The organism is Aeromonas sanarellii, from assembly GCF_000820085.1.
Classification (GTDB): domain Bacteria; phylum Pseudomonadota; class Gammaproteobacteria; order Enterobacterales; family Aeromonadaceae; genus Aeromonas; species Aeromonas sanarellii.
Genome location: NZ_CDBN01000072.1, coordinates 1 through 22,759, shown reverse-complemented (window position 1 = coordinate 22,759; position 22,759 = coordinate 1). Strand labels below are relative to the sequence as shown.

At 65.1% G+C, this 22,759-nt stretch carries 19 protein-coding genes and 1 other RNA gene; 9 read left to right on the top strand and 11 right to left on the bottom strand.

What is annotated here, in order from left to right:
* From BN1132_RS13730 to yjfF, 5 genes are all read left to right on the top strand, one after another.
* The coding region (locus BN1132_RS13730) for a LysR substrate-binding domain-containing protein (RefSeq protein ID WP_042078265.1) at positions 1-229 on the top strand (229 nt) is incomplete at its 5' end.
* 310 nt (positions 230-539) lie between these two features.
* Positions 540-1,499 carry a galactofuranose ABC transporter, galactofuranose-binding protein YtfQ gene (ytfQ, locus tag BN1132_RS13725; protein ID WP_042078264.1) on the top strand — a complete coding sequence of 320 codons (960 nt, stop codon included), beginning with the start codon at positions 540-542 and terminating at the stop codon, positions 1,497-1,499.
* A gap of 86 nt (positions 1,500-1,585) precedes the next feature.
* On the top strand, positions 1,586-3,094 hold the full coding sequence (gene ytfR / locus BN1132_RS13720; protein WP_042078263.1) for a galactofuranose ABC transporter, ATP-binding protein YtfR: 1,509 nt from the start codon (positions 1,586-1,588) through the stop codon (positions 3,092-3,094).
* Position 3,095: 1 nt separating this feature from the next.
* On the top strand, positions 3,096-4,115 hold the full coding sequence (gene ytfT, locus BN1132_RS13715) for a galactofuranose ABC transporter, ATP-binding protein YtfT (RefSeq protein ID WP_042078261.1): 1,020 nt from the start codon (positions 3,096-3,098) through the stop codon (positions 4,113-4,115).
* A complete protein-coding gene (yjfF, locus tag BN1132_RS13710; protein WP_042078260.1) occupies positions 4,108-5,121 on the top strand; it encodes a galactofuranose ABC transporter, permease protein YjfF in 1,014 nt (337 codons plus the stop codon). Before ytfT ends, yjfF begins: the two co-directional genes overlap by 8 nt.
* 63 nt (positions 5,122-5,184) lie before the next feature.
* Here yjfF and BN1132_RS13705 read toward each other — a convergent pair whose 3' ends face one another.
* From BN1132_RS13705 to BN1132_RS13655, 11 genes are all read right to left on the bottom strand, one after another.
* Complete coding sequence (locus tag BN1132_RS13705; RefSeq protein ID WP_042078259.1) at positions 5,185-6,498, bottom strand: NAD(P)/FAD-dependent oxidoreductase; 1,314 nt, start codon at positions 6,496-6,498, stop codon at positions 5,185-5,187.
* Positions 6,499-6,679: 181 nt separating this feature from the next.
* Entirely contained in the window at positions 6,680-7,465 is a 786-nt protein-coding gene (locus BN1132_RS13700) for a MetQ/NlpA family ABC transporter substrate-binding protein (protein WP_042078257.1), read from the bottom strand.
* Between the two features lie 498 nt (positions 7,466-7,963).
* An RNA gene (gene ffs / locus BN1132_RS19695) (signal recognition particle sRNA small type) lies at positions 7,964-8,060 on the bottom strand.
* Positions 8,061-8,161: 101 nt separating this feature from the next.
* Complete coding sequence (locus BN1132_RS13690; protein WP_042078254.1) at positions 8,162-8,950, bottom strand: sulfite exporter TauE/SafE family protein; 789 nt, start codon at positions 8,948-8,950, stop codon at positions 8,162-8,164.
* 92 nt (positions 8,951-9,042) lie between these two features.
* Positions 9,043-10,479: an arginine-ornithine antiporter gene (gene arcD / locus BN1132_RS13685; RefSeq protein ID WP_042078253.1), complete on the bottom strand. Its 1,437-nt coding sequence runs from the start codon at positions 10,477-10,479 to the stop codon at positions 9,043-9,045.
* 375 nt (positions 10,480-10,854) lie between these two features.
* Positions 10,855-11,613, bottom strand: a complete 759-nt coding sequence (locus BN1132_RS13680) for an SDR family oxidoreductase (RefSeq protein ID WP_042078252.1) — start codon at positions 11,611-11,613, stop codon at positions 10,855-10,857.
* Between the two features lie 71 nt (positions 11,614-11,684).
* Positions 11,685-12,605: a 3-hydroxyisobutyrate dehydrogenase gene (gene mmsB / locus BN1132_RS13675; protein WP_042078251.1), complete on the bottom strand. Its 921-nt coding sequence runs from the start codon at positions 12,603-12,605 to the stop codon at positions 11,685-11,687.
* 27 nt (positions 12,606-12,632) lie between these two features.
* On the bottom strand, positions 12,633-13,757 hold the full coding sequence (locus BN1132_RS13670; RefSeq protein WP_042078250.1) for an enoyl-CoA hydratase/isomerase family protein: 1,125 nt from the start codon (positions 13,755-13,757) through the stop codon (positions 12,633-12,635).
* Positions 13,750-14,547, bottom strand: a complete 798-nt coding sequence (locus BN1132_RS13665) for an enoyl-CoA hydratase (RefSeq protein ID WP_042078249.1) — start codon at positions 14,545-14,547, stop codon at positions 13,750-13,752. The genes BN1132_RS13670 and BN1132_RS13665 overlap by 8 nt, the downstream gene beginning before the upstream one ends.
* 129 nt (positions 14,548-14,676) lie before the next feature.
* Entirely contained in the window at positions 14,677-15,834 is a 1,158-nt protein-coding gene (locus tag BN1132_RS13660) for an acyl-CoA dehydrogenase family protein (RefSeq protein ID WP_042078248.1), read from the bottom strand.
* 93 nt (positions 15,835-15,927) lie between these two features.
* Positions 15,928-17,439: a CoA-acylating methylmalonate-semialdehyde dehydrogenase gene (locus BN1132_RS13655; protein WP_042078247.1), complete on the bottom strand. Its 1,512-nt coding sequence runs from the start codon at positions 17,437-17,439 to the stop codon at positions 15,928-15,930.
* A 284-nt stretch (positions 17,440-17,723) separates the two neighbouring features.
* Here BN1132_RS13655 and BN1132_RS13650 point away from each other — a divergent pair, with 284 nt between their 5' ends.
* From BN1132_RS13650 to BN1132_RS13635, 4 genes are all read left to right on the top strand, one after another.
* Positions 17,724-18,872, top strand: a complete 1,149-nt coding sequence (locus BN1132_RS13650) for an isovaleryl-CoA dehydrogenase (protein WP_042078245.1) — start codon at positions 17,724-17,726, stop codon at positions 18,870-18,872.
* Between the two features lie 55 nt (positions 18,873-18,927).
* Entirely contained in the window at positions 18,928-20,556 is a 1,629-nt protein-coding gene (locus tag BN1132_RS13645) for a carboxyl transferase domain-containing protein (RefSeq protein ID WP_042078244.1), read from the top strand.
* 10 nt (positions 20,557-20,566) lie between these two features.
* Entirely contained in the window at positions 20,567-21,421 is an 855-nt protein-coding gene (locus tag BN1132_RS13640; RefSeq protein ID WP_042078243.1) for an enoyl-CoA hydratase-related protein, read from the top strand.
* Positions 21,418-22,759: acetyl-CoA carboxylase biotin carboxylase subunit (locus BN1132_RS13635; protein WP_042078242.1), on the top strand; the 1,342-nt coding region annotated here is incomplete at its 3' end. The genes BN1132_RS13640 and BN1132_RS13635, both read left to right, overlap by 4 nt.

Here is a 22,759-nt window from a genome sequence, read left to right as displayed (position 1 = left end):
GCTGGACGACGTGCTGGCGGGCCTGGGCTGGGCGGTGGCGGGCGGCGGCCTGTTCCAGATCTACCATTTCGTGGCGGCAGAGGCGCTCCGCCAGGGCAAGCTGGTGGAGGTCATGACGCCCTTTGCGGGGCGATCCCGCCCCTTCTACGCCCTCTATCCCCAGCACCGCCACCTCTCCGCCCGGGTGCGGGCCTTCGTGGACTACCTGCTGGCGGCGGTGCGCCCCTGAGGCAAGGTCCCTCTCTTTTTTAAATAACGGTGCGCGCCAGGCTGACGCCCCCCTGACCATCCTTCTTCCGGGGCGAGAAGGCGATGCCCACTCTGGACACTCTGGTTGCCGGAATAAATATGCAGAGAAATCAACGCAGCCCCCGCCGGATATATGAACTCTTCTGCTGTTTGTATGAAGCATCGTGCTGCTGAAAATTTTCTGTGAGCCACCTCCCGCCGTTTAATTAAAGAGCCTATAACCTTGACCCGTACAATAAAAACCTGACGCGTTCCGGTTTATTTCACCATGCATCACAAAGGAGTGTCATATGTATAAAAAAGTGAAACTGGCGGGCATTATCAGCACCCTTATTCTCTCGGCCACTGCATATTCTGCAGAGATGACCGTGGGCTTCTCGCAAATAGGTTCTGAATCCGGGTGGCGAGCCGCGGAAACCTCGGTCGCCAAGAGCGAAGCCCAAAAACGCGGCATCATCCTGAAAATTGCCGATGCCCAGCAGAAACAGGAGAACCAGATCAAGGCCATTCGCTCCTTTATTGCCCAGGGGGTGGATGCCATCTTTATTGCCCCCGTGGTACAGACCGGCTGGGAGCCGGTATTGCAGGAGGCGAAAGAGGCCGAGATCCCGGTCTTCCTGCTGGATCGCAATATCACGGTAAAAGATGACGGTCTCTTCATGACCGGGGTCGCTGCAGACAGCGTCCACGAAGGGGAGGTGGCGGCCCAGTGGCTCATCAAGCAGCAGGATGGCAAGCCGTGCAACGTGGTGGAATTGCAGGGCACAGTGGGTGCCAGCGTGGCGCTGGATCGCAAGAAGGGCTTCTTCGACACCGTCGCGGCCGTGCCCACCATCAAGATCATCCGCACCCAGTCCGGCGACTTCACCCGCAGCAAGGGCAAGGAGGTGATGGAGAGCTTCATCAAGGCGGAAAATAGCGGCAAGAACATCTGCGCCGTCTACGCCCATAACGATGACATGGCCATCGGCGCCATCCAGGCCATTAAAGAGGCCGGGCTGAAACCAGGCAAGGATATCAAGATCATCTCCATCGACGGCGTGCCGGATATTTTCAAGGCGATGATGGCCGGTGAAGCCAATGCCTCGGTGGAGCTCACGCCGAATATGGCAGGCCCCGCCTTCGATGCCCTGCTGGCCTATAAAAAGGATGGCGCCCTGCCCCCCAAACTTATCAAGACGGAGTCTGTTCTGTTCGAGCCAGAGAGTGCCGAGGCGCAGCTCGAGCTGAAAAAAGACATGGGTTATTAATGCCCGCCCTCTGAGCCAGCCTGTCAAATAACACGTCATATCGGCTGGGTTGCGATATGGCGTGTTATATCGGAGAGCCTATTTTCATGTCACAGAACAATCAGGATGTCCTGTTGAATGCCCGCGGGATCTGTAAATCCTTTCCCGGGGTACGGGCCCTGCATCAGGTGGACTTCTCCCTGCGCCGGGGGGAGATCATGGCGCTGCTCGGCGAGAACGGGGCCGGCAAGTCCACTTTGATCAAGACCCTCACCGGTGTCTATCAGCGAGACGCCGGCCGCATCGAGCTCGATGGCGTCCCCATCTCCCCGACGGACACCGCCCATGCCCAGCGCCTGGGGATAGGCACCGTCTATCAGGAGGTCAACCTGCTGCCGAACATGTCGGTGGCGGACAACCTCTTCATCGGCCACGAGCCCCGCCGTTTCGGCTTCATCGACCGGGGCGCCATGACCCGGCAGGCCAGCGCCATCATGGCCAGCCACGGCTTCGAGATGGATGTCACCCTGCCCCTGGACCACTACTCGGTCGCCATGCAGCAGATCGTGGCCATCGCCCGGGCGGTGTCACTCTCCGCCAGGATCCTGATCCTGGACGAGCCCACCGCGAGCCTGGATGCCAGCGAAGTCCAGATGCTCTTCGCCCTGATGACGCGCCTGCGGGATCAGGGGGTGAGCCTCATCTTCATCACCCATTTTCTCGATCAGGTCTACGCCATCAGCGATCGCATCACAGTGCTGCGCAACGGCGAGCTGGTTGGCACCCGCGACACCCAGGCACTGCCACAACTGGAGCTGGTCAAGATGATGCTGGGGCGCGAGCTGGACGACAACGCCCTCAAGCGGGCGGGCAAGACGTTGCGCAGCCACCAGCCCACGGTGTCGTTCAGGGGCTATGGCAAGCGCGGGGTCATCGCCCCCTTCAGCCTCGACGTCATGCCCGGGGAGATAGTGGGCCTCGCCGGCCTGCTCGGCTCCGGTCGCACCGAAACCGCCGAGCTGATGTTCGGCATAGTGCCGAGCGACAGCGGCGAGTGCCGGGTACGGGACAAGCCGGTGACCATCCGCTCTGCACGCCAGGCGGCCGCCAACGGCTTCGGCTTCTGCCCGGAGGATCGCAAGAACGCCGGCATCATCGCCTCGGCCTCGGTGCGTGAAAACATGGTGTTGGCCCTGCAAGCCCAGCGGGGCTGGCTGCACCCCCTGTCCCGCAAGGAGCAGGACGAGATCACCGCCCGCCTCATCGAGCAGTTGGCCATCAAGACCCCGGGAGCGGAGCAACCCATCCAGTTTCTCTCGGGAGGGAACCAGCAGAAGGTGCTGCTGGCCCGCTGGCTGCTGACCAAGCCGCAGTTCCTGATCCTGGACGAGCCCACCCGGGGCATCGACGTGGGGGCCCACGCCGAGATCATCCGCCTCATCGAATCCCTCTGCGCCAACGGGCTGGCCCTGCTGGTCATCTCCTCGGAGCTCGAGGAGCTGGTGGGTTATGCCGACCGGGTGATCGTCCTTCGCGACAGAAAACAGGTGGCAGAGCTTGCGACGGACGCCCTCAGTGTCCCTGCCATCATGAACGCCATTGCATGCGAGGCCTGATATGACGTCATCCATCCTCCCCCTCACCAAGGGATCGCGCACCCGCAGGGAGTGGCCCACGGGCTCGGCCCAGTGCGCCGCCCTGGCGGGCGTGCTGCTCATCAATGCCCTGGTCGCCGACAACTTCTTCGCCATCCATATCCAGGATGGGCGGCTGTTTGGCAGCCTCATCGACATCCTCAACCGCTGCGCCCCGGTGGCCCTGCTCTCCCTCGGCATGACCCTGGTGATCGCCACCGGCGGCATCGATCTGTCGGTGGGGGCCGTGATGGCCATCAGCGGAGCCACCATGGCCAGCCTGGCCACCGGCGGCCACAGCCTGCCGGTCATTCTCGCCGCCGTCATCGGGGTGGGCCTCCTGTGCGGCCTGTGGAACGGCCTGCTGGTGGCGGTGTTCAAGATCCAGCCCATCGTCGCGACCCTGATCCTCATGGTGGCGGGCCGGGGCATCGCCCAGCTCATCACCGAGGGGCAGATCATCACCTTCAACAACGAGGCCCTGGCCTGGATTGGCAGCGGCGCCCTCTTCTATCTGCCCACCCCCGTCATCCTCACCCTGGGGATGGCGCTGCTGCTGTGGCTGCTGACCAAGCGCACCGCCCTCGGCCTCTTCATCGAGGCGGTGGGGATCAACATCAAGGCCGCCAAGAACGCCGGGCTCAACACACCCATGGTGGTGATCGCCACCTATCTGCTGAGCGGCATGATGGCCGCCGTCGCCGGCATGATAGTCGCCGCCGACATCCGCGGGGCCGATGCCAACAACGCCGGGCTCTGGCTCGAGATGGACGCCATCCTGGCGGTGGTGATAGGGGGTACCTCCCTGATGGGGGGGCGCTTCAACCTCGCCCTCTCCCTGGTCGGCATCCTGATCATCCAGGGGGTGAACACCGGGATCCTGCTCTCCGGCTACCAGCCCCAGTGGAACCAGATCGTCAAGGCCATGGTGGTGCTGGCGGTGCTGGTCATGCAGTCGCCGGCCCTCAACCACCTGTTCCAGCGAGGGGCCCGCCATGTTTAAACGCAACCTCCCCCTGATGGTGACCATCATGGTCTTCGTGCTGGGCTATCTGCTCTGCCTGGCCTCCTTCCCCGCCTTCATGTCCACCCGCATCATTTGCAACATACTGACGGACAACGCCTTCCTCGGCATCGTGGCGGTGGGCATGACCTTCGTCATCCTCTCGGGGGGCATCGATCTGTCGGTGGGGGCCGTCATCGCCTTCACCGGGGTGCTGCTGGCCAAGCTCATCGGGGATCTGGGGGTCAGCCCCGTGCTGGCCATCCCCCTGGTGCTGGTGCTCGGGGCCGGTTTCGGCGCCCTGATGGGCTGGCTCATCGACACCCTGAAGATCCCCGCCTTCATCATCACCCTGGCGGGCATGTTCTTCCTGCGGGGCGCCAGCTTCCTCATCTCGGAGCAGTCCCTGCCCATCGATCACCCCACCTTCACCACTCTGTCGAGCCTGTCGTGGAAGATACCGGGGGGCGGTCGCTTGAGCCTGCTGGCCCTCATCATGCTGGCGGTGGTGGTGCTTGGCATCCTGCTCGCCAACCGCACCCGCTTTGGCAACAACGTCTACGCCATCGGCGGCAACGCCACCTCGGCGGCCCTGATGGGGATCTCGGTGCGCCACACCACCATCCGCATCTACCTGCTCTCCACCACATTGGCGACCCTGGCGGGCATCGTGTTCGCACTCTACACCTCGGCGGGCTATCCGCTCGCCGCCGTCGGGGTGGAGCTCGATGCCATCGCCGCCGTGGTCATCGGCGGCACCCTGCTCACGGGCGGGGTGGGCACCGTCTTCGGCTCCCTGTTCGGGGTGCTGATCCAGGGCTTGATCCAGACCTACATCAACTTCGACGGCACCCTCAGCTCCTGGTGGACCAAGATCATCATCGGTCTGCTGCTATTCAGCTTCATCGCCCTGCAGCGCCTGCTGATCCTGGTTTCGGAACACCGCAAGGCCAACAAGCCAGGCCCCTTCAAGCGCCAGGCCTCTGCCGCCACCGAGCTTGAATGACACAGCAACAACGTCTGCCTCCTGCTCAGCCAGGGGGCAGACCTCCCCCGTGGTGGTCAGGCGCTAGTATTCGCCCGCCCCCAGCAGCCGCTCTTTCCAGAGATAACCCTGCACCCCCAGATCCAGCCAGGGCCGTGGCGGGAGATAGTTTGCCGTGCCCAGGGCGCGCATCTGCTCGCCCCAGGGGTTCTCCACCCCGCACACCAGATCGGCCAGCGCCTTGCCCGCCATGGTCTGCTTGCTGATGCCAGCCCCGTTGCATCCCAGCGCGGCGTAGAGATCCGGGCCGAACTGGCCCCACAACGGCGCCCCATTGCGGCTCACGCTGATAAGCCCGGACCAGCTATGGGCGAAGGCCAGCTCCCCCAGCGCGGGAAAGCGGGAGAGCAGCAACTGGCGGTGACGCCGCACTATGGCTTCCCTGGCCCCGGCATCGCTATGCAGCGTTGGGGCATGGGCGACATGCTGGCGGATCAGGATGCGGTGATCCCGGGTATAGCGAAAGGTGGCGCCGACGATGGCGTTGACCGGGGTCAGTCCCCAGGGCGCAATGTCCCCCAGCCCGGCCCGCTGCTCGGGCGTCAGCGGCTCGGTCAGGGTGGCATGGGTCACCAGGGAGGCGAGCTTGCCGGCAAAGGGGGTCAGCTGACCCGCGCCGCCGTTGACGGCAAACATGGCCTTGCCCGCCACCACCTCCCCATGGGGCGTGGTGATGCGAACGCCGCCTGCGCTGTCCACCCGCAAGGCGGGGCTTCGCTCATACAGGGTCACATTGCCCGGCAGCTTGTCGGCCAGCCCCTGCACCAGAGCGGCCGGATTGAGCAACACCGTATGGGGGGTATAGATGGCAGAGTGGTAGAAGCCGGTGCCGAGGCGGGCCGAGAGGGCGGCTCCCTCCAGGTACTCATAGCTTTCGCCGAGCAACTCCAGCTCGCGGGCGTATTGCTTGAGCAGCCCTGCGGATCCGGCCTTGACGGCGCAGTGATACTTGCCGCTCTGCTGCCAGTCGCAATCGATGTGATACCGGCTGACCCAGTGCGCCAGCTGGGCCAGTCCCCCTTTCAGCAGTCGCCGATAGTGGCTGGCCTTGGCCAGCTCGGCGGTGCCACTGCCGATATTGTGGGGCAAGTCGATGGCGAACCCCGAGTTGCGCCCGGCGGCATTGTCCCCCACCACACCCGCTTCCAGCAGCACGATGCGGGCCTGTGGCTGTTGCTCGGCCAGCGCATGGGCAAAGGCCAACCCGGCATAGCCCGCCCCTACCACCACCCAGTCCCCCTGGACCACCCCCTGCAAAGGCGCACTGGGAAGCCGCTCGGGCAAGATGGCGGCCCAGCCGTTGACCTCTTCACTGCGGGGAAAATAACGGAACTTCATGGCGCGTCCTGCTCATGTCTTTGTCTGCAAGGGCCAGGTCGAGTGCCGGCCCAGGTTGTCTTGCAAAATGGCCGCACTGCGCGGCCACCCAATATAGGGGACCGCACTCCGAGAAGGCAGCCCCGATAGAAGGCAGTATCCATAACCAATAAATCATTAGTGATGGATCACCGGTCATTAATTACCACGCAGGGATAGCCGTCCCTTTATAGTATTTGTCCAGCGCCGCCTTGACTTGCTCATTCTGATAGGATGCCACCAGGGTTTTCACCCAGGGGGCACTTTCATTGCCACTTTTGACCGCGATGAAATTATTGTAAGGATTCTCTTTTGCCGTCTCGGAATAAATACGTTGCTGCTGGCTCAGCCCGGATTTCAATGCCCAGTCCGTATTGACCACGGCCGCATCCAGATCCTCCAGCGAGCGCCCTATGATGCCGGTATCCAGCTCCCGGATTTGCAATTTCTTGGGGTTGTCGATGATGTCGGTGGTGGTCGCCAGTATGCCCGAGCCAGGGCGCAGCTTGATGACCCCGGCCGACGCCAGCACCCGCAGCGCGCGCCCTTCGTTGCTGGGATCATTGGGCACCCCTATGATGGCCTCCTCCGGCAAGTCACCGACTGCCTTGAATTTCTTCGAGTACAGGCCGATGGGCCACACGGCCGTATTGCCGACCGGCACGATATGATAGCCGCGACTCTTTACCTGATTATCCAGGTAGGGTTTGTGCTGGAATGCGTTGGCATCTATTTCACCATTCTCCAGCGCCTCGTTGGGTAGGATATAGTCATTGAACTTGACAAGTTCGATATCCAGCCCCTGTTTCTTGGCCTGTGCCGACGCAACTTTCCACACATCTTCATCTTCGCCGCTCATGATCCCCAGCCGGATGGTTTCTCCGGCATTGGCATACCCAGAAATAATGGCGGCAACCAGAGGCGTCACTTTGAATATCGATTTCAACATGGCTATTTCCTTGCTAATGAGTGATGACGACCCCGAGATTACGGGGTCGGCGCAAGGAGCACAAAGCACAAGATATCCCTTGGATATATCAGAAATGAGGAATGCCGGGATCAGTGAAATAGCCCGATGAGAAGGGCTATTTTCAATCTTTTACTTCCACCATGTGGTACACAGATGGCGGCCGATACCGGATGCTGGAACCGTCCATGTCAGCCTCCTGCGAAGTGAGAAAACAGACAAGGCCAAGAGAGGATATTGACGACCTGCACGGGCTGCCAGCTTGTCTCAAGTTGGCAGGGATGTTTGATCCCGTTACGACGACCGCTCTTGATGACGACCACAGGGAGCAGTGTCACCTTGCGGTAGTACCAGAGACCTTGAGGACTGAGTCAGAGATTCACAGAGAAGACTCCTGACTCATCCACACAAAGTGGATGACCAAGAGGTCTGAAGAGGGTGATTAGCTGTAACTTATTGAATTGCAGAAACAAGTGGTGGCCCTACCAGCCACATCCCGGCACTCGAGTCCCCCGCCTTGGCTGCTACCTTCCGGTCCTGACCAGGTCGACGGGTTATCAATGCGAGAGGACCAATAGGACCACCGGCGAGGAGAATAGGCAAACTGGCCTGTCAATGCAATGGCTTTCTGCCCTGGGCCTGGCCGTTCGCCTGCTTTTTCGGCAATTTTCCAATAAATCAGCTAAATAGCATAAATTTTGCCCCCACCACCAGCATCAGCAGGGCGAACGCCTGCTTGAGCCTTCTGGGGGAGAGGCGATGGGCCAGTTTGGCGCCGAGCCGGGCAAACTGGGTGCTGGTGAGCACGATGCCGAGCAGCGCCGGCAGGTAGACGAATCCGACGCTCCACTCGGGCAGATCGGTGCGGCCCCAGCCCGCATAGAGGTAGCTGAGGCTGCCCGCCACGGCGATGGGGATGCTGCAGGCGGCAGAAGCCGCCACGGCGTTGCGCATGGGCACCGAGTTCCAGCTGAGGTAGGGCACCGTCATGGAGCCGCCACCGATGCCGAACAGGGCGGAGAGCCAGCCGATGACGGTTCCCGCGATGCCGGTCCCGACGGGGCCGGGCAGATGGCGCTCCGCCTTGGGCCTGAGGTTGAGCCCCATCTGCAGCGCCATGGTCCAGGCGAAGCAGCCGATGATGATGTTGAGGGTGCTGGCGCTCAGCAGGTTGGCGGTCATGCCACCGAGCCAGGCACCGATCAGCATGCCGGCGCCGAGTCTGCGGATCATCACCCAGTCCACCGCACCGGCCTCCTGGTGCGCCCGCAGGGAGCTAATGCCGGTGAAGATCATGGTGGGCAGGGAGGTGCCAAGCGCGAGGTGGGTGATGATCTCGGGGGAGACCCCCTGTGCGTGAAAACTCAGGACCAGCACGGGGACGATGATGAGCCCGCCACCGATGCCGAACAGCCCGGCCAGCATGCCCGCAAAGGCCCCCAATACCAGATACCCCACAAACAGCATAAAAATTCCTTCACCGAGTGAATGGCGGTCAAGTTGACCATTAATTCGCATAAAAAAAGAGATGGCGCCAGGCCATCTCTTTATTGTGCCGATTAATGCAGGGGAATGGTACCGTCCATCACCTTGTAGAAGGCCAGCACGGCGCAACCGAGCAGGGCCGCCGTCATCCCCTGCTCCAGCCGGTTGAGGCTGCGCAGGCCATGGTGCTGGCGCGCCTTCCAGTAGATGAAGATGCCCGGGCTGTAGAGCAGCGCCACCAACAAGAGGTACTCCACCCCGGCGGCATAGACCAGCCAGCAACCGTAGACGGTGGCCACCAGGGCCAGCAGCAGGTCGCGCTTGCGCTGGTGTGGCTGGTGCTCGTAGGTCTGCCCCGAGAGCGCCAGCTTGAGGCCGTAGGCACCGGAGAAGACGTAGGGCACCAGGGCCGCCGAGGTGGCGATGTTCACCAGCGCCAGATAGGTGCTGCTCTGGAAGTAGATGATGATGAGGAAGATCTGCACCAGGCAGGTGGAGCACCAGAGCGACACCTGGGGCGAGCCGTTCTTGTTCTCCCTGGCGAACCAGGCCGGGAAGACACCGGTCTTGCCGGCGATGTAGGGCACTTCCGCCGCCAGCACTGTCCAGCTCAGCAGGGCCCCCATCACCGAGATCACCAGGCCGATGTTGATGAGCCAGGCGCCCCAGGGGCCGACCACGGCCTCCAGGATCATGGCGGTGGAGGGGTTCTTGAGCGCCGCCAGCTGCGGCTGGTTCATGACCCCGAGGGAGAACAGGGTCACCATGACGTAGAGCGCCAGGGCGCCGAGCAGGGCCAGCACGGTGGCACGGCCCACGTCCTTGCGATGGCGGGCCCGGGCGGAGACCACCACGGCCCCCTCGATGCCGATGAAGACCCAGAGCGTCACCTTCATGGTGGACTTCACCTGATCCATCACGGAGCCGAGCTCGGGACTCCCCTGCCCCCAGAGATCCAGGGTGAAGGTCTCCATGTTGAAGGCGAGCAGAATGGCGACGCAGAAGACGATGAGGGGCACCATCTTGGCGATGGTGGTGACTATGTTCACCAGGGCCGCCACCTGGATGCCGCGCAGCACCAGGGCATGCACCGACCAGATGAGCAGGGAGGCGAGCGTGATGGCGACCGGGGTGTTGCCGTCACCGAAGATGACCTTGTCCGGCGTGTCGAAGAAGTAGCTCAGGGCGCTGAACACCACGATGGCATAGGAGACGTTGGCCAGCAGCTGGCAGAGCCAGTAGCCCCAGGCCGCGTTGAAACCGACGAAGTCACCGAAACCCGCCTTGGCGTAGCTGAAGATGCCGCCGTCGAGATCCGGACGACGCATGGAGAGGTTCTGGTACACCAGGGCCAGGCAGATCATGCCGATCCCCGTGATCGCCCATCCCAGGGCGACGGCCCCGGCGCTGGCGTGCGCCGCGATGTTTTGTGGCAGACTGAAGACCCCGGCGCCGACCATGGAGCCGATCACCAGCGAAATGAGGGCGCCCAGCCCTAGTTTCTTGTCCATCTCAAACCTGTTTTCTTAGGCGGCGGCTGAGCATCCGTATTCATACAGCGCGCGACATGGGAGGGGCGAAAAATCCATACCCCGTGAAAAAGGCGGCAACTATATTGCATGACTATTCCGACCGCAATCCCTCCTGCCGTCAATCATGAGCCACCTTGACCGCGCGCAATTTTACAGCACTGACCCGGGGGGCCTGTGAGCTGGTTCAAATTAAGAGAGACCCGTTGATCTTTCACGTTTTTTCATGATGTCACCCGGTGTTTTCGGGACCAGACCTGCATGGCTATGCATCCCCCCGGGATCGCCTGCCGGGCGCGCCGGCGCGCCCATGAAAACGCCCCGGGAGTCGGGGCGTGGAGTCAAGGGGAAGTGGGGCTAGAGCCTCAGCCCGCCATCTATCTCGATCATCCGCCCCGACAGATAGTCGTTGGCGAGGATGAACTGCACCGTCTGGGCCAGCTGGGCCGCCTCCCCCAGGTGCCCCACCGGGATGGCCTGCTGCATCCGGGCCATGGCTTCGGGTTTCATGGCCGCCGTCATGTCGGTGGCAAAGACCCCGGGGGCTATGCCCATCACCCGGATGCCGTGGCGGGCCAGCTCCCGCCCCCAGGTCACCACCAGCGAGGCCACCCCCGCCTTGCTGGCGGCATAGTTGCTCTGACCCATGTTGCCGGCGCGAGCGATGGAGGAGATGTTGATGATGACGCCCTGCCCCCCTCGCGCCATCAGCGCCGCCCCCTCCCGGCCACACAGGAAGGTGCCGGTGAGGTTGACGTCGATGACCGCCTGCCACTGGGCCAGGCTCATCTTCTCCACCAGCTCCCCCTCCTTCACCTTGATGAGCATGCCGTCGCGCAGGATGCCGGCGCAATTCACGAGGCCGTGCAGGGCACCGAACTGCTCGTCGATGGCGGCGAAGGCCGCCTCCACCTCCGGCTCGCTCGCCACGTTGCAGACGAAGAGGGCGCAGCGACCGTCACGGCTGTGCACCTCGGCCTCGGTCACCTCCAGGTCGGCGCGGTTGACGTCCATGAGCGCAAGCACGGCCCCCTGCTCTGCCAGGCTCAGGGCGATGGCGCGACCCAGGCCCCTTCCGGCCCCGGTGATGGCGATGACTTTCTGTTTGATATCCATAAATGCTCCTGGTGAGATGGCCGGTGACTGTCGAGTCAAAGACTATCGGGTAAAAAGGTAGATAGCGGCCCTTAACCCGGCGCTGTCTTGTCCCGATAGAGCTCGAGGATGCTGGAGAAATCCTTGTTCTCCTGCCCCTGACTCGCGTGCAGGTTAAAGAGGTTTCGGGCCAGGGCCCCCATGGGCACGGCGCTGTGGGCATGCTCGGCGAGCGCCATGGCGAGCCCCAGGTCCTTGACCATCAGCCGGGTCATAAAGCCCCCCTCATAGCCGCGGGACGCCGGGGTGTTTTCCATCACCCCGGGCCAGGGGTTGTAGCGTTCCAGGCTCCAGTTGTTGCCCGAGCTCTTGCCCATGATGGTGGAGAGGACGCTCGGGTCCAGCCCCTCCTTCACCCCGAGCGCCAGGGCCTCCGCGGTGCCCGCCATGTGGATGGCGAGCAGCATGTTGTTGCACATCTTGGCGATCTGGCCCGCCCCGAGCGCCCCGGCGTGGAACAGGTTCTGCCCCATGCAGGCGAGCACGGATCTGGCCGCCTCAAAATCGGCCTGTTCACCGCCGACGATAAAGGTCAAAGTGCCCGCCGTGGCGCCCGCCACGCCCCCCGAGACGGGGGCATCGATAAAGCGGATGCCGCGCGACTTCGCCGCCTCCCCCACCCGGCGGGCCGAGGCCACGTCTATGGTGGAGCAGTCGATCACCAGGGCCCCCGCAGGCAGGGCCGCCAACAAGTCCTGACCACCCCGCTCACCGGCACTCTCGCCGAGCCAGAGCCCGCGCACGTGCTCGCCGGCCGGCAGCATGCTGATCACCACCTCGCAGCCGCTTACCGCCTCGCGGGCATCCCCGGCGGCGATGCAACCGTCCTTGACTGCCCGATCCAGGTGCTCGGGCACCAGATCGAAGACCTGCACGGCGTGTCCCGCCTTGGCCAGGTTGGCGGCCATGGGCCCCCCCATGTTGCCGAGCCCGATAAATCCCATCCTTGTCATGGTGTGCTCCTTGTGTGTGATCCCGCGTCAGCAGGCGGGGCGCAGAGGGTTGTCCCCTTGTGGCCAGCGATAGAAATCGTCGAGCCAGTCAGCGCCGGGCCGGGGCGCCTGCCAGCGGGGGGACTTGTCCTTGTCGATGAGCAGGGCCCGCACCCCTTCCACAAAATCCCCCCTGAGCACGCAGTTGACCGAGAGCGCCAGCTCGTCGGCAAACACCTCGGCCAGGGACTGGCGGCGCGCCTGCCAATACTGGCGCCAGAGGATGGCGCGGCTGATGGGGCTGCCGCTCTGGCAGATCTCCCTTGCCTGGGCCAGGCCGGCCTCTGCATCCTCGAAGCTGGCCTCAAACAACCGGGCCAACACCCCTTCCAGGCTGCGGCCCGCCAGCAGGCCATCGATGCGAGCCTGATGGGGCAGGATCACCGGCGCAGGCAGCCGCGCCGTCACCTCCCTGTGCAGCCCCCTGAACAGCCGATCCAGCTGCTCGCGGGGATCCTGGCATTCATCCGCACAGGAAGACCAGTCGAGGGCGGCCAGGCGGGGCAGCAGCTCGGCGCGCTCAGGGCTCGCCATGGCGTGATCCGCAAGCCCGAGGCCGATGGCATCCGCCCCGTTGAAGCGGGCGCCGGTGAGGCCGAGCCAGAGCCCGAGCCGACCCGGCATCCGGCTCAGGAACCAGCTGGCCCCCACGTCCGGGTAGAGGCCTATGGTCACCTCCGGCATGGCGAACAGGCTCCGCTCGGTCACGATCCGGAACGCGGCGCCGGCAAAGAGGCCGATGCCTCCCCCCATGCAGATGCCGTCCGCCACGCAGATTAGCGGCTTGGTGTAGCGGTGGATATGGTGATCGAGCCGGTATTCCTGCTCGAAGAAGTCGCGGGCATAGACAAACAGTTCCGACTCGCTCGCCTCCTGCTTGCGGTAATAAAAGGAGCGGATGTCGCCACCGGCGCAGAACGCCTTCTCCCCCGTCCCCTGCAACAGCACGCAGACGATGGACGAGTCCTGCTCCCAGGCGGTGAGCGCCTCCTGCAGGATCTGGATCATCGGCAGGCTCAGGGCATTGAGGGAGGCGGGGCTGTCCAGGGTCAGCACGCCCAGCTTGTGGCCATCGGCGGTGGGACAGGTTTCTACGCGTACGGGTCTATTCATTCGTCGCTCCATCGGGCTTGTCATATCGCCAGCGCGGGGCGCGCTTCTCGAGGAAGGCCGCCACCCCCTCGCGCTGGTTGGGATCCGCAAACAACTCGAGGAAGAGGCTGCGCTCGCGCGGCAGCGCCGCGTCTCTATGGGTGCTGCGGCCCTGGTTGATAAGCGTCTTGCAGGCGCGCAGGGCGCTCGGGCTCTGGCGCTCAACCAATTGCGCCATCTGCTGCGCCGCCGTCCAGGCGTGTCCCTGGGTCACGACCTCCTCCACCAGCCCCATCTCGTAGGCCAGGGTGGCGCTCACCTTCTCGCCGCACAGGATCATCCGCTTGGCCCAGCCCGGCCCCACCAGCTCGGTGAGTCGCTGGGTGCCGCCGGCGCAGGGCAAGAGCCCCACCGAGGCCTCCGGCAAGCCCAGCTTGGCCTGCTGCTCGGCGATGCGGATGTCGCAGGCCAGCGCCACCTCCAGCCCGCCCCCCATGGCGTAGCCGTTGATGGCGGCGATGCTGACCCCATGGAAACGGGCCAGGGCCTCGAAGGCGCGGCCGAACGCCTCGGCCACCTCGCGGGCGTGCTCCAGGTTGCCGTCGGCGAACATCTTGAGATCGGCGCCGGCGCAGAAGAACTTCTCCCCGGCGCCGCGGATCACCAGGGCCACCACGTCGGGGCGGCTGTCGAGCTCCACCATCATCTGCAGGAAGGCCTGCAGGCTGGCGAGGGTCCAGGTGTTGGCGGGCGGGTGATCGAGGGTGATGTAGGCCACGTGACCGTGGTATTCGAGCCTGATCCTTGTCATTGCATCGTCCTTGTCATGGAAACCTGCCCATGATGGCAGGGTTGAATGGCGCCGACTCTCGGCTGGCTCACACAGCCAGACGGCGAACGGGCCTCGCCGCTACTGGCCAGGGGGCCCCAAGGAGCCCCATCACTCCAGCGACAGGCCGGGGGCGGCCAGCAGACGGCGGGCGATGATGAGCCGCATCACCTCGTTCGTCCCCTCCAGGATGCGGTGCACCCGGGTGTCGCGCAGGTAGCGCTCCAGGGGGTACTCGCGGATATAACCATAGCCGCCAAAGAGTTGCAGGGCTTCGTCGCAGATGCGGTGGCCCACGTCGGTGGCAAAGCGCTTGGCCATGGCGCACCAGGCGCTCTTGTCCGGGCTGCCTCCGTCGAGCTTGGCGGCGGCCTGGCGCACCAGCAGGCGGGCGGCGGCGAGCTCGGTGGCCATGTCGGCGAGGCGGAACTGCACGCTCTGGAATTCGCTGATCGGACGCCCAAATTGCTGGCGCTGGCGCACATGGGCCAGGGCGTCGTCCAGCGCCTGCTGGGCGGTGCCGAGGGAACAGCTCGCGATATTGATGCGCCCGCCATCGAGCGCCTGCATGGCAAACCTGAAGCCCTCCCCCTCCTCCCCCAGCCGGTAGCGGGCGGGGATGCGCACGGAGCTGAAATTCACCTCCCGGGTCGGCTGGCTGTTCCAGCCCATCTTCTCCTCCGCCTTGCCATAGCTCACCCCGGGCGTATCGGCGGGCACCATAAAGGCAGAAATCCCCTTGGCTCCCTCGCCGCCGGTGCGGGCCATCACCACCAGCACCTGGGTGCTGCCGGCCCCGGAAATAAACACCTTGCTGCCGTCGATGAGGTAGTCATCGCCGTCCCGCACCGCGCGAGTCTTGAGGGCCGCCGCATCCGACCCGGCCCCCGGCTCGGTGAGGCAGTAGGAGCCGAGCAGCTCGCCGCTGGCGAGCCTCGGCACCCACTCCTCGGCCACCTCAGGAAGCAGCCAGCTACCCAGCATCCAGCTCACCATGTTGTGGATGGTGAGATAGGCCGTGGTGGAGGTGCAGCCCATGGCGAGGCGCTCGAAGATCAGGCTGGCATCGAGGCGGCTCAGGCCCAGGCCGTCGTATTGCTCCGGGGTGTAGAGGCCGCACAGCCCCAGCGCCGCCGCCTGCTTGATGGTGGGGATGGGGAACTCGTGCTCCCTGTCCCAGCGCGCGGCGTGGGGTTTGAGCGCCAGATCGGCGAAGGCGCCGGCCGACTCGACACAGGCTCGTTGGGATTCGGTCAGGGTAAAATCCATCTTGTTCGCTTCCTCGTTATCTCAATCGTTCGGGCCACTCAAGGCAGGTGGCCGGTCGTGGCTGGCCCGGCGGGAGTGCCTTAGGCCCATCCCTCAACGCAAATGGATGGTCATATTGGGCCCGCTCGGTATGTCCTCGTCGAACCAGCGCTCCGTCACCGTCTTGGTCTCGGTGTAGAAACGCACCGCCTGCTTGCCGTAGGCGTGCAGATCCCCGTAGAAGGAGCCGCGCCAGCCGGTGAAGGAGAAGAACGGCAGCGGCACCGGGATGGGCACGTTGATCCCCACCTGGCCCACCGCCACCTCGTGGCGAAACTTGCGGGCCGCGGCGCCGCAGCCGGTGAAGAGGGAGGTGCCGTTGCCGTAGGGGTTGGCGTTGATGAGGGCGAGCGCCTCGTCCAGGCTCTCCACCTCGAGGCAGACCAGCACGGGCCCGAAGATCTCCTCTCTATAGATGCGCATCTCGGGCGTCACGCCGCGAAACAGGGTGGGCCCCACCCAGTTGCCCACAGGGTAGCCGGGCACGTCGCAGAAGCGTCCGTCCAGCAGGCACTCGGCCCCCTCGGCGATCCCCGCTTCGATAAGCCCCTCCACCCTGACCTTTGCCTCGGGGCTGATAAGGGGACCGTAGGCCGCCTCTGGATCGTGCCAGACGCCGGGTTTCACCCTGGCAAACTCGGCGGCGAGCTCGGGGATCCACTCCCTCGCGCTCCCCACGAACACCGCCACGCTGATGGCCATGCAGCGCTGGCCGGCGGCGCCAACACCGGCCCCCACCAGGTTGCCGAGCACCTGCCCCTTGTTGGCATCCGGCATGATCACCATGTGGTTCTTGGCGCCGACGAAGCACTGGGCCCGCTTGAGCTGCGACGTGGCGGTGCGATAGACGTGGGCGCCCACCCGGGCCGACCCCACGAAGCTCACCGCCTTGACGTCGGGATGGGCCAGCAGCGCATCCACCTGATCGGCGCCGCCGTGCACCACCGACAGAATGCCCGCAGGTGCCCCCGCCTCCGCGAACAGCTGTGCCAGGCGCATGGGGGTGAGCGGGTCCTGCTCCGAGGGCTTGAGCACGAAGCCATTGCCGCAGGCCACCGCCAGGGGGAACATCCAGAGCGGGATCATGGCCGGGAAATTGAACGGCGTGATGCCGACGCAGACCCCGAGCGGCTGCACCCAGGAGTGGCCGTCCACCCGGCGCGCCACGTTGCCCATGGTTTCCCCCAGGGTCTGGCTCGCGATGGCGCAGGCCTGCTCCACCACCTCGATGCCGCGCCACACATCCCCCTTGGCGTCCGCCAGATTCTTGCCCGTCTCCTGGGCCAGCAGGGTCGCCAGCTCGTCGTGATGCACCTTCAAGAGATGCTGGTAGTTGAACATCACCCGGGCCCGCTCCGAGGCCGGCACCTCCCGCCACTGCAGATAGGCGTCGTGGGCGGTGCGCACCGCGAGTGCGATCTCTCCCTGGGTGGCTTTCGGTACCCGCGCCAGCAGGCTCTGATCCGCCGGGTTGGTCACCTCGATCCACTGCTCGCTGGCCGAAGGGTAGGCCTCGCCGCCGATATGGAGCGGCAGATCCCCGTACTGGGTATGGTGTTGGCTCATGCCGCCCCCTCCTCTGGTTGACAGGAAATGGCGGCTCGCGACGGACCCGCCTCCCCCATGCACATGCTGTTCATCCTGTTCGCTCCTTGCGGTTGCCCACCCGAAGGGATCCCCTTGCAGTCGGCAGGCAACGAATTTACCTTAGACTAACAACTCATTTACGTTTACGCTAACGTAAACTTGATTCATGAATGGACTGACCAGTGCCAACGGTGCCAACCCGCCTGGGTGAGCCCACCGCACTCGGTCCCACAGAACGGAACCCCAGGAAAAGGAGAGCACGGATGCATGCCCTGATGGACGACACCCTCCAGGCCCTGACCGAACAGGTCGAGGCCTTCTGCCAGAAAATCATCGCGCCGCGCGCCGAGGAGATAGACAGGAGCAACGCCTTCCCCCGGGATCTCTGGCCGCAGATGGGTGAGCTGGGGCTGCACGGCATCACGGTGGCAGAGGCCTATGGCGGGGTGGACCTGGGTTACCTCGCCCATGTGCTGGTCATGGAGCAGGTGAGCCGCGCCAGCGCCTCGGTCGGCCTCTCCTACGGCGCCCACTCCAACCTCTGCATCAACCAGATCCACCGCCACGGCACCCCTGATCAGAAGGCCCGCTACCTACCTGATCTGGTCAGCGGTAAACACGTGGGGGCGCTGGCCATGAGCGAGCCGGGGGCCGGCTCCGACGTGGTCGCCATGCGCCTGAACGCAGAAGAGAGGGGCGATCACTTCCTGCTGAGCGGCAACAAGATGTGGATCACCAACGGGCCCGATGCGGACACCTTCGTCATCTATGCCAAGACGGATCCCGCCGCCGGTCCCAGGGGCATTTCCGCCTTCATCGTGGAGAAAGGGACGCCGGGCTTTACCACGGCCCAGAAGCTCGACAAGCTCGGCATGCGCGGCTCCAGCACCTGCGAGCTGGTGTTCGAGGCGTGCAAGGTGCCCAAGGAGAATCTGCTCGGTCCCCTGCACGGCGGCGTCCGGGTGCTGATGAGCGGCCTCGACTACGAGCGGGTGGTGCTGGCGGCCGGGCCGCTCGGCATCATGCAGGCCTGCATGGACGTGGTGCTGCCCTATGTGCGCGAGCGCAAGCAGTTCGGTCAGGCTATCGGCGAGTTCCAGCTGGTGCAGGGCAAGCTCGCCGACATGTATACCCGTCTCGCCAGCAGCCGGGCCCTGGTCTATTCGGTGGCCTCGGCCTGCGACAAGGGGCATACCAGCCGCAAGGATTGCGCCGCCGCCATCCTGTTTGCCGCCGAAAACGCCACCCAGATGGCCCTGGACGCCATCCAGCTGCTGGGGGGCAACGGCTATATCAACGACTATCCCACAGGCCGCCTGCTGCGGGACGCCAAGCTCTACGAGATCGGCGCCGGCACCTCGGAGATCCGCCGCTGGCTCATCGGCCGCGAACTGATGGGGGAACACGCATGAAGCATGTCGCCCCGTCCACCACCATCGGCAACGACGCGCCCAGGGGAGAAGGCAGATGAGCCGCATCCACTCCCGTCTCGACACGGCCAGCCCCGACTACCTCGCCAACAGATCCGCCATGCAGGGGCTGATCGAGGATCTCCATGCCCGGCTGGAGGAGATAGCCCAGGGGGGCGGCGCCGCCAACAACGCCCGCCACCAGGCCCGGGGCAAGCTACTGCCCAGGGAGCGCATCGACCGGTTGCTGGACCCGGGCTCCCCCTTCCTCGAGCTCTCGGCCCTGGCCGCCTGGCAGGTCTATGACGAGCCGGTGCCCGCCGCGGGCATCCTCACCGGCATAGGCCGGGTCTCTGGGCGCCTGTGCATGCTGGTGGTGAACGACGCCACCGTGAAGGGCGGCACCTACTACCCCCTCACGGTGAAGAAGCACCTGCGCGCCCAGGCCATCGCCGAGCGGCTGCGCCTCCCCTGCCTCTATCTGGTGGATTCCGGTGGCGCCTTCCTGCCCATGCAGGACGAGGTGTTCCCCGATCGGGACCACTTCGGCCGCATCTTCTACAACCAGGCGCGCATGTCGGCCAAGGGCATCCCCCAGCTCGCGGTGGTGATGGGACTCTGTACCGCCGGCGGCGCCTATGTGCCCGCCATGGCGGACGAGTCCATCATGGTCAAGGACCAGGCCACCATCTTCCTGGCGGGCCCGCCGCTGGTGAAGGCCGCCACCGGCGAGGAGATCAGCGCCGAGGCCCTGGGCGGCGCCCTGGTGCACTGCGCCCACTCCGGGGTGGCGGATCACCTGGCGCAAGACGATGCCCATGCCCTGGCGATTGCCCGCACCCTGGTGAGCAACTTGGGGGCCAACAACCCGGGAGAGTCCCCCGCCCAATCCAGCGCCGCCCATGACGAACCGCTCTACCCCATCGAGGAGCTCTATGGCCTGGTGGGCACCAGTCTCAAGCGCCCCTATGACGCCCGGGAGCTGATCGCCCGTCTGGTGGATGGCTCTGAACTCGACGAATTCAAGGCGCTGTTCGGCACCACCCTCGTCACCGGCTTTGCCCGGATCCAAGGCATGCAAGTGGGGATCCTCGCCAATAACGGGGTGCTGCACAGCGACAGCGCCCAGAAGGGCGCCCACTTCATCCAGCTCTGCAATAAACGCGCGATTCCCCTGTTGTTCCTGCAGAACATCACCGGCTTTATGGTGGGCAGCAAGGCGGAACAAGAGGGCATCGCCAAGCACGGCGCCAAGCTGGTCACCGCCGTGGCCTGCAGCCGGGTACCCAAGATCACCCTGATCGTCGGCGGCAGCTTCGGCGCCGGCAACTACGGCATGTGCGGGCGCGCCTATGAACCCGATTTTCTCTTCAGCTGGCCCAACAGCCGCATCTCGGTGATGGGGGGCGAGCAGGCGGCCGGCGTGCTGGTGCAGGTGCGCCGTGACCGGCTGGCCGCCGAGGGCAAGACCTTGAGCGAGCAGGAGGCAGGCGCCATCCGCGCCCCCGTGATAGCGCAGTATGAGCAGCAGGGTCACCCCTATTACGCCAGCGCCAGGCTGTGGGACGACGGCGTCATCGATCCGGCCCAGAGCCGCACCGTGCTGGCCCTGGCGCTGGCCACCTGCCAGGGGGCCCTGTCAGCCTCAACAACCAGCCCCGAGCAGTACGGCATCTTCCGGATGTAAGGAGTTCGACATGTCTGACCCTATCTGCAATGACCCCCTGGCAGGTTTTCGGCTGGAGCGCCATGGCCCCCTGATCGAGCTGGTGCTCGCGCGCCCCGAACGCCACAACGCCCTCGACGCCGACCTGATGCAGGGGCTGCTCGAGTGCCTGGGGGATCTGGCCCACTGCCACGGCCAGCCCCTGGCCGAACGCCCCCATGTGCTGCTGCTGCGGGCCGAGGGCCCCCACTTCTGTGCCGGCGCCGATCTCAACTGGATGCGCAAGATGGCCGGAGGGGATGCCTCCCCCGGCTCCTTCGACCGGAACCGGGAAGACGCCAGGGTGCTGGCACACCTGATGCAGGCTCTGGATGAGCTCCCCTTCCCCACCCTGGCCCTGGTACAGGGCGCCGCCTACGGCGGGGCCTTGGGACTTATCTGCGCCTGCGACATCGTGCTGGCCAGCGAGGATGCCCGTTTCTGCCTCTCGGAGGTGAGCCTTGGCCTGGTCCCCGCGGTGATCAGCCCCTATGTGGTGCGCGCCATGGGCATGCGCCAGGCCCGCCGCTACATGCTGAGCGCCGAACCCTTCGATGCCATCACCGCCTGCCGGCTCAATGTGGCGCACCGACTCAGCAAACCGGCCCAGTTGCTGGCCGAAGGGCGCCTGCTGGCCCTGCGCCTGTGTCGCAACGGTCCAGAGGCGATGAAGGAGACCAAGCGGCTGCTGGCCGCCATCGAGGATCACCCCGGCCGTCAACACGAAGAGAAAACCGTCGAGACCATCGCCCGGGTGCGGGTTGGACTCGAGGCCCAGGAGGGGATCCAGGCCTTCTTCGACAAGCGCCCCCCCACCTGGCGCCCCCGTTTCAAGGACGAAGCATGACCCAATACCATCCCATCAAGCGCCTGCTTATCGCCAACCGAGGCGAAATCGCCGTGCGCATCATCAAGACCGCCAGGCGCCTTGGCATTCACACCATCGCCCTCTATTCGGACGCGGACGCCAACGCCATGCACGTGCGGGAAGCGGACGAGGCCTGGCACCTGGGGCCAGCCCCCGCACGGGAGAGCTACCTCGATGCCGGCAAGGTGCTCTCCATCGCCAGGGAGACGGGCGCCGACGCCGTGCACCCGGGCTACGGCTTCTTGTCGGAGAACAGCGACTTCGCCACCGCCTGCGAACAACGCGGCCTGCGTTTTGTCGGCCCAAGCGGCGCCGCCATCCTCGCCATGGGGGACAAGTCCGGCGCCAAGGCGCTGATGGAGGCGGCCGGCGTGCCCGTGCTGCCCGGCTATCACGGTGCGGATCAACGACCGGCAGTCTTGCGTGATCAGGCGACCCTGGTGGGCTTTCCGCTCCTGATCAAGGCCGCCAGTGGCGGCGGCGGCAAGGGGATGCGCCGGGTCGATCAGCTGGGCGAGTTCGACGCCGCCCTGGCGGCGGTCAGGCGCGAGGCCCTGGCGGCCTTTGGCGACGACAGGGTGCTGCTGGAGCGCTACCTGCCCCGCGCCCGCCACGTGGAGGTGCAGGTCTTCGCCGATACCCTCGGCAACGCCCTCTACCTGGGGGACAGGGACTGCTCCCTGCAGCGCCGCCACCAGAAGGTGATCGAGGAGGCCCCCGCCCCCGACATCCCACCACCCCTGCGCCGCGCCATGGGCGAGGCGGCCGTGGCCGCCGCCCGGGCCATCGACTATCGGGGAGCTGGTACCATCGAGTTCCTGCTGTGCAAGGATGAATTCTTCTTCATGGAGATGAACACCCGGCTGCAGGTGGAGCACCCGGTCACCGAGGCCGTCACCGGCCAGGATCTGGTGGCCTGGCAGCTGGCGGTGGCCGAAGGCAGGCCGCTGCCCCTGACCCAGGAGGAGATAGTGCTGCGCGGCCACGCGGTGGAGGCGCGCCTCTACGCCGAGGACGTCGCCGCCGGCTTCCTGCCCGCCAGCGGCCCCATCCAGTGGCTCAATTGGCCCAAAGGGGTACGCATCGATACCGGAGTGGCCGCCGGTGATGCGGTGAGCCCCTATTACGACCCCATGATCGCCAAGCTCGTCGCCCACGGCGATGACAGGGCCCAGGCCTTCGCCAGGCTGGCGGACGCCCTGGCGGCACTGGCACTGGGCCCCCTGGTGCACAATGGCCCGCTCCTGCTGCGCCTGTGCGAGGATCCCGAGGTGCTGCAGATGGGCCACCACACCCAGTGGCCCATCTGCAGCACCT